The sequence below is a fragment of the Deltaproteobacteria bacterium genome (assembly GCA_017302835.1).
In the GTDB taxonomy this organism is placed as follows: Bacteria; Bdellovibrionota; Bdellovibrionia; order Bdellovibrionales; family Bdellovibrionaceae; genus UBA2316.
In genome coordinates this window covers 139,083-151,969 of the sequence record JAFLCC010000004.1, presented here as the reverse complement: position 1 = coordinate 151,969, position 12,887 = coordinate 139,083, and the positions used below count along the sequence as shown (strand labels likewise).

At 40.4% G+C, this 12,887-nt stretch carries 12 protein-coding genes; 7 read left to right on the top strand and 5 right to left on the bottom strand.

Annotated features, from left to right (window positions below):
- Positions 1-188 precede the first annotated feature (188 nt).
- From J0M15_05935 to J0M15_05915, 5 genes are all read left to right on the top strand, one after another.
- Positions 189-1,877 (top strand): hypothetical protein, encoded by a 1,689-nt coding sequence (locus J0M15_05935; protein MBN8536573.1) that lies wholly within the window; start codon positions 189-191, stop codon positions 1,875-1,877.
- Positions 1,878-1,961: 84 nt separating this feature from the next.
- The gene (locus J0M15_05930) at positions 1,962-2,177 is read left to right on the top strand and encodes a hypothetical protein (protein ID MBN8536572.1); all 216 of its coding nucleotides are present in this window, start codon (positions 1,962-1,964) and stop codon (positions 2,175-2,177) included.
- Positions 2,164-2,694 (top strand): hypothetical protein, encoded by a 531-nt coding sequence (locus tag J0M15_05925; GenBank protein MBN8536571.1) that lies wholly within the window; start codon positions 2,164-2,166, stop codon positions 2,692-2,694. Before J0M15_05930 ends, J0M15_05925 begins: the two co-directional genes overlap by 14 nt.
- 50 nt (positions 2,695-2,744) lie before the next feature.
- A complete protein-coding gene (locus J0M15_05920; GenBank protein MBN8536570.1) occupies positions 2,745-3,911 on the top strand; it encodes a hypothetical protein in 1,167 nt (388 codons plus the stop codon).
- Positions 3,912-4,061: 150 nt separating this feature from the next.
- Positions 4,062-4,718: a transposase gene (locus tag J0M15_05915; protein MBN8536569.1), complete on the top strand. Its 657-nt coding sequence runs from the start codon at positions 4,062-4,064 to the stop codon at positions 4,716-4,718.
- A 124-nt stretch (positions 4,719-4,842) separates the two neighbouring features.
- Here J0M15_05915 and J0M15_05910 read toward each other — a convergent pair whose 3' ends face one another.
- The 5 genes from J0M15_05910 to J0M15_05890 are packed head-to-tail and all read right to left on the bottom strand — an operon-like array spanning position 4,843 to position 10,368.
- Complete coding sequence (locus tag J0M15_05910) at positions 4,843-5,649, bottom strand: methyltransferase domain-containing protein (GenBank protein MBN8536568.1); 807 nt, start codon at positions 5,647-5,649, stop codon at positions 4,843-4,845.
- Positions 5,646-6,278 (bottom strand): hypothetical protein, encoded by a 633-nt coding sequence (locus tag J0M15_05905; GenBank protein MBN8536567.1) that lies wholly within the window; start codon positions 6,276-6,278, stop codon positions 5,646-5,648. Before J0M15_05905 ends, J0M15_05910 begins: the two co-directional genes overlap by 4 nt.
- Entirely contained in the window at positions 6,268-7,587 is a 1,320-nt protein-coding gene (locus J0M15_05900) for a SidA/IucD/PvdA family monooxygenase (GenBank protein ID MBN8536566.1), read from the bottom strand. Before J0M15_05900 ends, J0M15_05905 begins: the two co-directional genes overlap by 11 nt.
- Positions 7,580-8,575 (bottom strand): FAD-binding oxidoreductase, encoded by a 996-nt coding sequence (locus tag J0M15_05895; GenBank protein ID MBN8536565.1) that lies wholly within the window; start codon positions 8,573-8,575, stop codon positions 7,580-7,582. Before J0M15_05895 ends, J0M15_05900 begins: the two co-directional genes overlap by 8 nt.
- Positions 8,572-10,368, bottom strand: coding sequence for a class I tRNA ligase family protein (locus J0M15_05890; GenBank protein ID MBN8536564.1), 1,797 nt, complete (start codon positions 10,366-10,368; stop codon positions 8,572-8,574). Before J0M15_05890 ends, J0M15_05895 begins: the two co-directional genes overlap by 4 nt.
- A gap of 180 nt (positions 10,369-10,548) precedes the next feature.
- Here J0M15_05890 and J0M15_05885 point away from each other — a divergent pair, with 180 nt between their 5' ends.
- Positions 10,549-11,448, top strand: a complete 900-nt coding sequence (locus tag J0M15_05885) for a LysR family transcriptional regulator (GenBank protein ID MBN8536563.1) — start codon at positions 10,549-10,551, stop codon at positions 11,446-11,448.
- Positions 11,449-11,543: 95 nt separating this feature from the next.
- Positions 11,544-12,857 carry a hypothetical protein gene (locus tag J0M15_05880; protein ID MBN8536562.1) on the top strand — a complete coding sequence of 438 codons (1,314 nt, stop codon included), beginning with the start codon at positions 11,544-11,546 and terminating at the stop codon, positions 12,855-12,857.
- Positions 12,858-12,887 lie beyond the last annotated feature (30 nt).

Here is a 12,887-nt window from a genome sequence, read left to right as displayed (position 1 = left end):
TCACCCCAAGTATCAGCACCAAATGAGTTATAAGATTTGTTTAAACTTATAGGCAAACAAAGGTGTTAAAAATTAAGTCGTCTGTTTAAATGTTCTACACTTTTCACCATGGGTAAACTGATTTTTGAACTTCACTTGCGATTGATTATCATTGAAATGGAATGATTTTCGCAATCGGTAGTTAACTTATGGCATTTTTTAATAAATTCTTTTTAGTCATTTCTTTATTGATTTTTAGTTCCACGAATTGGGCCAAAAATGAGACTGCTATAAATCTGGACTATTTAGTTACTCCGGAATTGTCCTCTCCATTTGACATCCCATTAGATACCTTGCGGGAACAAAATCGAGCCCTGGAATTACGAATTCAACAAGCCATGGCAGAAATTACAGTCTTGGAAAAGGAGTTATTTGAAAACAAAAAATTTTTGGAACAGCATGGATATTCTGCGGAAGGTTTTATGGCTGAATTTCATCGTCGTTCCGAGCTTTTATCATCAGATGAGAAAGAGCTACTCGACAAAGGAGAAGACATTCCTTTTGAATTAAGCAATAGCAGATCGGTTGAATTTCGAAGCCTTTACAATCTTGTCAATGTGGGAGTTCATTTAGGTGGTGAATTTATTGACCAATTTGAAGATTACGACCAAAAATCACAGGACTTGGAAATAGCTGTTGGTTTAAAGCTTTTGCGGCAAGAAATAGAATTTTTACGATCAAGTCCTGTCGAAGGTCGTCGTTTAGAATTATTGAAAAAATCCTACGATGAAATTATCAAATATAAAAACGACTATGTGGAGAATAAAAATCAATATGGTCAAGCCAAAGATATTTATAGAGTCACTCCATTTAATAAGTTCATCGCAAAAGTGAGAGCAACAATCACAGATATTCATCATTATGATAAATTGGGAACCAAAAGTATTTCAAAAGTATTTGTTGAAGCCATTCTAAAACAAGTAAAGAAACTAGGTATGTCTATGCTACCACTTGCGGCTCGTTTCGCTCAAAACCATATTCTAAATCATCAACCGGACGAAAAAAGCGTACCTATCACGGCGGTTATAAATCGAGGTGTTCGTTTGTTAGGAGCGATAAAAGGTGAGCGAGTTTCCGTTGTTGGTAAAGAAAATTTGCCTCCTTTGGATGACCCAAATACAGTGAATATCATTTTTCCTAATCATGGAGACGCTTCCATTGATATGCATGGAATAGCCAAATTGAAGTTAGATAATGCCATATTATTTATGGCAGCTGGAAATTTCTTGCCAGATAAAATTGCCCCTGGGCTTATTCAAGCTTTGAACAATAATAAAGGAGTTGTTGTCGTTGGGAATAGAAATAATCCCAACCCAATTGATCCCATTGATAAATTGATGGATATCATCGGGACCACGGGTAGCCGATCGGTTATCCTATTTCCTCAGGGGATGAGACCAGCACGAGACAACGCCGCTTCTCCCGTCCGCGAAGGCCCTTTTCAATTGAATGGTCCTATTCGCAGACTTCAACGAATAAGAAAAGTAAACATTATTCCCATCACGATGGATTATTTTACTCCATATGGTCTTAACGGCGGAAATTCTGATCCCACGATTGTGGTACGAATTCATCCAATGATTCCAGATAAAGTCCGTCGTCGTTTTATGTCTCTCGGTGGAGTCAAAGCGATGCCAATTTTGCTTCAATACGGCTTGTTTGAAAACTTAAGGACAAGTAAATTGCCAAGCGGGGAGATCGATCCCCATGGGAATGTATTTTGGGGGAAAGTAAGGGCCTCCCAATTGGATTTAATTCTTACTAACTATTTAAAAGCAACTCCCAGAGTCATTTCAGGGCCCTCCTGTTTATCTTTTTATGCAAGTTATGCAAGATAAGTCATAGTTAAATTGTCTACGGCCAACTTTTCCTGCATAATGGTTTGGGGCCTTTTTGAAACTGGAATGGAAAATTAATTTCTTATGATCAATAATATAAAAAATTATAAAAAAGAAGAATCCGTTCAATTAGAGATTTATTCAAAAATGTCATATGCTCAGAAATGGAAAGAATTCCATAAATTAAGAGAAGCTGCATGGGTTTTGAAAACTGCTGGAATAAGAGCCATTCATCCTGATTGGAGTGAAGAGCAGGTTCAAGCAGAAGTAAGGAAAATATTTTTATATGCAACCACTTGAATTTTACACCGAGTTTATCGCCCCACTAGAATTAATTGACATCCCTTACTTCGTAACTGGATCTATAGCCTCCATCTTTTATGGAGAACCAAGACTCACTCATGATATCGATATAGTCATTCATTTATCTCCAAGTGAGATTTTAAAATTAATTTCATTTTTTCCCTTAGAAAAATACTATTGTCCGCCAGAAGAAGTTATTAGAATAGAATCTAAACGTCGCCCCTATGGACATTTCAACCTTATTTCAATTGCGAGTGGATTAAAAGCTGACATTTATCTTGATGCCAACGATCCCTTGCACGAATGGGCTTTCAATAATCGAAAACGAATAAGTTTAGGAAATAATTTAGAACTTTGGCTAGCACCCCCCGAGTATGTCATCATACGAAAATTAGAAATAGGAGACCTCTACAGCATTATTGAAAGTGAGTGGCCAGAAAAAAAAGAATCTCTTCATTCCAGAAATCAGTACAAATTAAGCCAAAAGTCTAGATGTAGTATAAATACTCAATAGGCACTTAAGGATTGATTTACTTTTGTTTTCATAAACTTAAAAATGAGGTCATGAAAATAGTTATTTCTTTAATGTTAGTGTCGAGTTTATCAAGTGCTTTACAACTACCAATATGGCTATCGCTATCGGCAAAAGCTCAATCTAAAACAGAGGAATCGATAGCCAGTCGGTCTTTTACACAGGATAAATACAATCAATTGTTATGGAATGAAAAAGATCACAATGACTGGTATGAGTGGTGGTATTTTAAGGTCGTAGATCCAAAAACAAAAAAATCTTTTTACTTCTGTTATGGGTTGGTAAATCCTTGGGATAAATTAGGAACTCGTGAGTCCTCTAAGGTTTTTGTGAATGCCGGTAATTTTTCAGGAAGGAAAATTGTTGAGGAGCGATTTCTTCCCAATCAATTCGTTGCCAATGTGGGTAAGTTAAAAGAAGACGATATTATTTTCAAGGCAAGCTCAGGTAATCTCATCACCCCCACTTCTTTTCATGGAGATATTATTTCAGAGACCAGTGAACACGTGAGTTGGTCCATTCAAACTAAAAAAACCTGGAGTTTCAATGCTATGGGATGGACCATGTTTATTCCAGAGATCTCAAATATATATTGGTATCCAGCCCAAGCAAATATGGAAATGACTGGTTGGATAAATTTTAATGGAGAAAGAATTGAATTAGATAAAGCTCATGGTTATCAGGACCGAAACTGGGGACGTTCTTTTCCTAAATGGTGGGCGTGGATTGTTTCAAATAATTTTAAAGATTCTCCAACGACGAAACTAGCTAGTGGTGGAGGGATGCCTAACATTAAGGGTATTGGTGAAGTTTTTGAAGGCTTTACGTTAGGAGTTTCCCATCTCGGTCGGGATTATAAATTTAGGTTTCCTGATGGCGACAAAATAAAATTAGATATTCATTTTGGCAAATGGCATGTGGATGCCATTAATAAAAAAAATCAAAGAGTCATCATCGATGCCTTTGCTCCAAAAGAAAAGTTTATGCTGCTTCCTTTTACGACCCCTCAGGGAGAGCTCTTTAAAGACTATGAAGCTCTTAATGGAGCCGCAAGGCTTAGAATCTATGAGCGAGAGAATTTCTTTCGGCCTTGGAAACTCATCGCAGATCTTGAAACCGATGAAGCTGGAATTGAATATGGATCCTTCAATGAACTGGCACTGCAAGAAGCTTTCACTCAATCTGTCCATTTGCAATAGCGAAGAGGCATGTTTAAGTAAGTTCTCAGATTGAAATAAGGACTTTAGCTTTTTCGGGCAGGGTAGCCTCCGTTTTTCGGTTTTCCAGGTGGCTCAGCTTTCCCCCAGGGGCACCGCGCAGGTTTTTGAATTTTGCATTGCCAAAGCCTCATGAAGAAATCACAAGCAAACTCAAAGTCACTGATTAATACTTTGAAAAATCCCAGAACGCTCATCACTCCAAAACGTTTGAAAAATTACAAAGAGCACGGAGGTCAGACTCCTAAGGCTCGTCAGCGCAGGAAACGACCCCTATCTGTTAAGGAACCCTTGCATTTAGTTCTGCGCAGTGATTACGCGCGCGGTGCCCGCAAGCTGACTAAACACCAACCGATGATTCAGGGTATCTTAAAGAAAGCTGCCGGTCGGTTTAAGATTTCCATTTATGAGAAAGCCATCAATACCAACCATATTCATCTGCTGGTAAGAGGGAAGACCCGCGAGTCCTTGCAGAACTTTTTTCGTGTGACCGCTGGTCATATAGCCCAGAATATCCTTAGAGATTTTCCGCTTCAACCAGGGGAAAAAGGCCAGCCCGCGGGGCATGGGTCAGTGCCGGTGGGCGGCCAGAAAACGGCGAAGTGTCCCCAGCCACGCGGTGCCCCTCCGGCGGTGAGGGAGAATAAGTTTTGGGAGACTCGGATCTATTCAAGAATCGTGAGTTGGGGAAGGGAGTTTAACATTATCACGACTTATATTTATCAAAACGTTTTGGAGTCCTTCGGAGTGAGGACAAAAACCAAAGATTTAGGTGGGAATTCAAGTTGAAACAAGGGCTATCGCTTTTTCAAAAATATTCCGACGATAATGTTGAATAAAAAGACAGTTGTTTGGATATTTGCTTGTACGAGTTAAGCTGCTTACATGCAGTTTTGTATTCGACGAGGCCAGCCTATTTCTCTCCACTGACGACAAACCAGAAGTGATAGAACTGGGCCAGTGGATTTTTTGCAAGGAGAGCCAGATCGGCGATGGCGGATTTTCCAAAATCCCGGTCTTTGGGATCAAGATAGACGTTCAAACTGGGCATTAATGTTTGAACTAAAAAATCAATATCAGCACCTTTTCCAAGTATAGGCTGGACTTCAATGAGAGTGTTTTTAAATCCACTTTGAGTGAGCAAGGGGCCAAGCTTTCGCCCCACATTGGGATCTCCGCCTAGGCGTCGCTGTCCTTCTTGAATTTGACGCCAAAATTCTGGAAAGCTTTGCGGTGCTGGTTCGAAAAACATGCAATCTCGATCAGCGTCTTCAATGAGAAGGCGACCTCCTGGTTTTAAAATTTGTTTCAATTTTGTTAAGGCCAAAAGGGGATTGTCAAGATGCATGAAAACCAAACGGGCATAGACAAAATCAAAACTTTCATCAGGAAAGGGTAAATCATAAATATCCGCTTGTTTGAATTTTAAATTAGTTAAATCTTTATTTTCCTCAATGGCGGGGATTAATAATTCGGGACTCCGATCAATGGCTACGACCTTAGAGTCAGGAAATTGTTCAGCCATGATTCGGGCACGGATTCCTTGAGCCGTACCTACTTCAAGGATCTTTCCCTTTCCAGGATAGCCATGTCGTTTTAAGAGATCGGGAAAACCATCTAGTCGCATTTGGGCTCGTTTGGCTAACATGCGGGACTCCATGGTACGGCTTTCTAATTTTTCAAATTGATAAGAACCTTTTTGGTTGCTATGGCGATTCATATATTCCTCACATATCTAAGTTCTGGGAAGTTTCCCTTAAAATTAAATTGTTGTGCATCTGTTGATAATTGGGCTTTACAAAAATCTTGAGCCTGTACTCCATGGGTTTTCATATTGAGAGCGGCAATGATAACGGGGCGGTGCGAGCGGTAGGTAGATTGTTGCCAACCGAGTTTGTTTTCAAAAAATTGATAACCCATTTTCAAAAGAGTATTTTGTCTGGGGGAGCCGTCAACAAAGGTTCCTAAGACCAAGGGTATTTGGTGAAAATCAGCGAATTTTAAAAACCAATATCGTAGGAGTAAATTCATTCCGATGGATTGGTGTGATTTCAAAGTGGCGGCTCGGCTCAATAACAAAACGGGCCATTCTAGTTTGGCTTTAAAATCCAAAGGACATTCTAATTTTTTCTCGAGAAGGCTTTGATCATTGATGATTTCACCTCGCATGGTCGAAACCAAGGTCTCTCCAATTTGGGCGTACATCACAAAACTGTCCTCATCAGAGGCTTTCCATTTAAGCGTTGTTAGATCGACAGAATAGCCCTTGGCTTGAGCGTATTCTTGCAGGCGCAGAGATTCAATCTGGGATTGTTGTTGGGAAGTTGCGAAGCCAATTTTATGACTCATGAGAAACCTTCTTTCTTTGTTCGGAGCTTGCTCGTAAGAAAATGCGGTCAGACAATTTCCCCAGGCAGCTTAGGTTGGTAAAACCAGGTCCTTGGCTGAGACCTGCCAGCATGGGTAAATGCAGGGAAGGGGTCATTCCTTCCACAGATAAATCATTTTGAATTTTCATCATCAGGTCTTTTTGGATCAGAGGTCCGCCCAAAGCCTTCTTTAAAGCTTCAAGAGCCCGTTCCGACAAATAGCTTTTTAAAGTGGCCACTTGATCAAATCCACTGGCCAGAATAACCGTTTTGTAGCATCTTAGGGAGATCTGTTGAGCCTGCTTGATCTTCACCTCAACGTTTTCTTCTTGGTGGGATATTCCCACCACCCGGCCGGGAATAATGGCGTGCCTGACTTGCTCATTGAGTAGATTCATCGCATGGACTGAAAAAACACCCAAATCCGTTCTTTCGATAAAGTCAATGCGGTCCTTTATTTCCAGAGCGCTCCAGTGATGTCGTTCTGGCTGACTATAAAATTGATTTTCATAGTAATTTTCTGCGCGTGTAGAAATAAATCCTTTGGGGGAAATAATGTCCACTCGCAAATTCGGAGCGTATTTTGAAAGAGCTAGCAATGCAGAGGCGGCATTTTCACCGGCTCCTACAATGGCAATGGGGCCATAGGATGGAAAGTGATTATTTTTGATGGCCTCCCAAAAAGATTCCAAATCAAAAACAGAAGGCAAATCTTGCGTCTTAGCTTCGGCTAGAAAGTCCTTGCGTGTTTGTCCTGGCCCCGTGAGCATCAATCGATCGGCCTCTATCTTTTCGTGAGAATTTTTTAGTTGAAGCTCCCACCGAGTGCCCGTGGGATTAAGGTCAATGGCCGTGACTTCACCTACAAGTATTTTTACTTGTGGCTCCAGTTTTTCAGAGACCCATCGTAAGTAGCCTGCCCATTGTAAGTGGCAAGGGGCCGGACGGCCACGATCGACCCAGTCAGAAAAACAATTGGTTTCAACCAAAAATGAAGTCCATGTAAATTGTAAAAGTCGGTGGCGAATCTGCTGATTTAAAATGGGATCTCCCACATCTGTTTCGATAGGGAAAACGACATCTTTTTCGGGTGAGGTTCCTAATTTCATTTCTCCATTAGTGTAGCCAAAATCACCTGACCAATTGGCAGCGACCTTGTTTTTTTCTATCAAAATAACTCGGTCAACAGGGAGTCCAAATTCTTCAAGGACCTTGGCTTTCACCGCTGTCGCCAGGCCCTTCGGTCCAGCCCCAATCACCACCATGGTTTTTCGATTTGATTCAAACATAAAAGAGATTTCCTATTCGATGGCCAATTTCTAATGCAAATTTGAAGGCGGTGCCTCCCCAGCCAGTGGCCAGTAACAAGCGAGGGTGTCCCATTAAAAAGCCAGCGGCTCCTTGACGGTTTGGAGAATAGCAGTCATTGGCCGTGATTTCGGTAAAAGAACTTTCATTCCAAGAAACATTTAATAGTCGTTGAGACTTGAGATGGGATAGAATAATTTCAGAACCATGGCCTAATCGAGCAAACTCTAAATTTTCTCTGTCAAAATAATTTGGAAGTTGAAAATCAGTATTTGGTTTTGAAGAACGATAGATTTTGAGTGATTCAATACTCAAGGTATCGCTAATTCCCAGATCTTTCATCTGCGGAACCAGGCGCGCTCCACCGGCTAAAATTAAGGTCTTGGCCGTTATCACGGCATCACTGCTAAAAATTTTATAACGATCACGAAAAAAACAAAATCTTTCAACAGAGAAATCATCAACAAGGGTAAGTCCTGAATTCTGACTGAAATTCAATAAATCAGTTGCAAATTGCAAAGGCGAAAGATGAGAGCCCAGGGGCTCATAGACCGCAAGCTGATTTTTTGACCACAGAAAATCAGGAAATCTTTCTGAGCCTGTGTCTGAATTCAATATTTCAAATGGGTAATTTTTAGATTCAAGATAATGAAAATTTTTTTCGAAGGATTTTAATCGATGGGAAGCAAAAAAGTAAAGGCTGCCATTGAATTGGTTTTTTTCTTTAAGAATCTCTTCCTCTTGATAGGTTTTTAAATGAGTTAAATTATTTAATGCTAACTCCATATGATCAAGGTTTTCATGGAAAACTCTGAGAATTCCACCGGAACTGGCAGTTGCGCTTTGTGTAGATCTTCCTTGATCGATTAAAACGGCATTTCGAAATCCCCTGCGGCTCAATTCGGCAGCAATGCTGCTTCCGATACATCCGCCACCAATGATAGCCATATCAAACTCCATGGATTTCATACAGAGGTCTCCCCGGGGCTATGACTTTGCCCCAGCTCTTCGTTCTCGTTGGTTGGACTCCCTGAGAATTGGTCTTTCCAAATCTCAGGCAACAGCCTGGCGGCTTCTGTTGGCATAAAGGGAGTTAAATGATTTGCCAATGACTGAAGCCTTAAGAAATCATCCTGAGGCAATCCAAAAGAGTTCACGGTGTGATCCAAAAACTGATAGATCCTCCGAGCAGCCTGTCGGATGTCTAATTGATTGAGGCTCAATAAATAATCTAAATCCCTTTTTAAGCGGTGGCACTCAAGGGCTACTGAAGAAGACAAGTCAGGATGGGTTTCTCGACTTAAATGGATAGCTCGTTGCCTAGCTGTCTGCAAAAGCTTTTCTAAATTCTGAGAAAATAGTTGAAATTCACTCAGTGAAAAATCTGAACTTTGTTGTGAGGGACGAAGGTAGCTTAAATAAAATCGTAAATGATCTGTATTTCCCGCAAATTCATCAGCCCAGATCGCATGGTCCCGGCTCGTTGAAAATTTTAATCCGTCGAGCAATAGAAACTCATTGGTGACCACTGCATTTGGTAGTTTAGTTTTTGAATTCAAAGCCTTTAGCAATGAGGGTATAAATAATAAATAATGAAAGCTATTATCAAACCCAAAGAAGTGAACCCACGTTGAAGAGCCAAGAGAAAAGGATTCATACTGGGCCGCCATTTCAAACCAAACATGAATGTTTTGATCGGACTCAGGAAATTTTAATCCCCGTTGACTGTTCGAAGGATGAGAAACTAAAACCTTAGCCTCCTTTAAGTTTTGAACCTTTCCAACGAGCTCTCTGATTTTTGGGGACAAAGGAAGAGCATTAAGGTCCGATTCAATCAAGGGAAGGTAGTGGCCGAGATTGAAAGTGTAAACCTCAATGTTTTTTGTCTGAGCACTCCGCCCACAACGATTGCATTTGGGTGAAAGCAATTCATGAGGGGGAACGACGATGCCGCAATTTTCACAGCCTCCGCTGCTGGCCGAAAGGCAGTGAGGACAGCTTCCTTTTACCAAAGCATCGATAAGGGTGATATCACAATTTGAACAATGGGGCAGGGAAATAAATTCTTTTTGAATCACGTCCTTTGAGACGGCTCTGTTAACCAAATTTAAAACTTGGAATTGGTAAGCGTGATTTGATTTTGGTTCGATAAAGTCATCAAACTGAATTTGCAGATGGCTCAATCCCTTTAAAATTCGGTTCCTGGTGTTTTTTTGAAAGACATCCACAGGGACTCCTAAGTTATTTGATTTTTCATGAACATAATTTTGATGATCATCCGTTCCACAGTGGGAATGTAAAGAGACAGATTGAGATTTGTGATAGCGAGCGACGATGTCACTTGCTAAATAAGGACCACTGATATGTCCCAAATGCAGAGGTCCATTGGGAGTCGGTGGAGCTACGGTTAACAAAACATTTTTTGGAATTTCAGGAACCTCATAATCTTCGCTATAAACTGACAAAAATTCTAAAGTTTCATCCCCCATATTGATCAGCTGATGATTCGCAAAGGGGGGGATCTGTATTAAATCACCGCTAGACACTAATTGGTTTTTATTTTGAATGATCATTTTCCCGAAGCCTTTCATGATGAAAAAAATTTCTGGTTCGAAATGGTCATGAGGAGTGGTTTTTCCGTCTTTTAAAATTTGACAGAATGTGGGAGAAAGGCCCTGGTGAAGATTCCTTTTCGGCAGAGAGCCACAGAGGATTCCATAAGCTTCTTTATAGTCGACTTGATTCTTAAATATAATATCCATATCACCTTCTTTCTGGATTTGAGTCATCGGCGTAACAACTGTGATGACTTAAAAAAGGTGTACCTTAATTTATATATGAATAAAACTGATCTATTTTCAGAATAACTGTTGAAAAAAATAGAATGATTGGTAAAAAGACTTCAATGGATGTGACCATTGAATATTTAATAAGGAGTCTTCATGAAATTGGATCAGCTTCAATATTTCGTCGAAACAGCAAGGCGCCAACACATAGGACAGGCCGCGCGATTTCTGAATATATCCCCCAGTGCCATCAGCCACAGCATCGCAGCCCTTGAAGACGAGTTCGGTAGAACTCTCTTTGAAAAACAAGGCCGTCAAATTAAACTCACTCAACATGGAAAGCTCCTCTTAGACCGGGCGGAGTTTCTGCTGGCAGAAGCAGGGCGCCTTCGTGAAGAGTTATCTTCAGAAATTTCTTCCATGCGAGGGCATTACCGTCTTGCCGCAACTCATACCCTTTGTTCTGAATTCTTAACTCCGACATGGATGGGGATTCAACAAGCCCATCCGGCCTTAACTGCGACCCTTCAGACTCTCAGATCGGGCGAGGTTTTGGCCAGAGTGGGAACTGGAGAGATTGATATGGGGATTTGTTTTTCCCCCCAGTCAGGCCCTCACCACGAGCAAGAACAATTGCATCAAGGAAAGCTGGTCATAGCTTTCAGCAAAAGACATCCCTTTTTGCATGAGCGACGGATCGAGGATCTAGAAAAATATCCTTATATTGCGGCCTTGGCCGCACAAGGTATCGAGAATTGCGAAAATCATCCCGCTTTTCAAAGATTGCGGATGCAACCAAAAATCGTAAATATGTACGATAGTTATGATGTGGCTATCAAGGCCATGCGGCACAGTCAGGTTTGGACGCTGATTCCTGATTTTCTGGCTTACAGCCATCGCTCTGAAATAGAAACCTATATTCCCCGTGGTTGGGATGCCGATTATAAAATTGTTGCCGTCTGGCCTAAATACCGAATTCGTACCCAGGCCCTGGACCTTTTGATTTCATTGGTTACTAAAAAAGTAGTCACGGCAGCGTCACCTCATTTCAAATAAAGGATTTGAGTCAAATTAAATGGTTAGTAAAAATAAATGATTTCGGTGAAAATAGATCAATATTATTCATCAATAAAATGGGTTATCCCATAAGAATGAAGAGTTCATTTCTAAAATGGTCTACGGTGATGATTGTGTGTTTGACAGCTACGGGTTTATCGATGAGGGGTCTAGCCCTACAAGGAATCCCCGTTTCTGAAAGTTTAATTTTTCGAGGAGTTATTTGTTTACTACTTGTTTTTGCTTGGGCGTTTAATCATCATATTTCGTTGATTCCCAAATCAATCAAAACCCAGTTCCTACGTGCGCTCATTGCAGGTTTGGCCTTATCATTTTTTTCAATAAGTTATTACTGGTTGTCGGCCTCGGCCGTATCCGTACTTTCAAACATAGATGTTCCCATGTTGATCTTGTTAGGCTCCTTGGTAGGGCAGGTTTCGACACTTAGATCAAAATTACTTTCCTTGGTCTCAATTGTTTTACTTGTGATTTACGGAACAAATATTCAGCACGAAAAAAATTGGCTCTTAGGAGTTTCTATTTTGGGATCTGGAATTTTTCTACTTTGTTTTGGTTATTATTTTATTAAAAAAAGCATGCATGATGAAAATAGAGTCATCACTATTTTAACTCCTTCCCTGGCGATTATTTTCTATGGTTTTTTGCAAATGGGCATGTCCACTTCCTTGTCCTGGTCTCGCTCTTGGGATTTCTATTCAATCTTATTGGCTACGTTATCGGGTGTTGGTATGTTCGGGGCCTATTATTCAACGATGGAACTCTATGCTCAAACGGATATAGCCACAGCTGAATTTCCTACATTAATATCAGCCTTAGCCATTCAGCCTTTGGAGTCACTATGGTTTCACCAAGATTTTGTTCTATATGATTTTCTAATTTCATTGCTTTTTGTTATCACTACGTATTTTATTTTAACGAACGAAAAAAATAAAGTGGAAGCTTTAGATCTTCCTCAGGTTCCACAAAGTTTGGAGTTTACTTGTGGAGCGGCTTGTTTTGAAAGTATGTATCGTTATTTTAAGGGAATTTCTTTAGGTGAACTTCACTTCGCAGAAAAATTAGGAACTCTCGCTTTAGGATACACTCAACCAGAGAGAATTGCAGAGCTAGCTGCTGATTATGGATTTTTTGTCGAGCTAGCTAAAGAAGCCTCAATTGAAATGTTAAATGAAAAACTTCATGAGCAACGAGTTATATTTGTTACTTGGTGGGATGAAGATGCTGGTCATTATGGCTTGGTCAAGAGTATCAATAAGGATTACATTTTCTTAATGGATCCATGGGAGGCCCGTCAGGGAAAGGATAAACAACTAAAGATAACTCAGTTCCAAGATCTTTGGAAAGCCAGAGGAAGTGTCATGGTTTCGATAAAGCAATTGAGTTTATAGCTATTGACAGAAATGAAATGGGGATTTAGT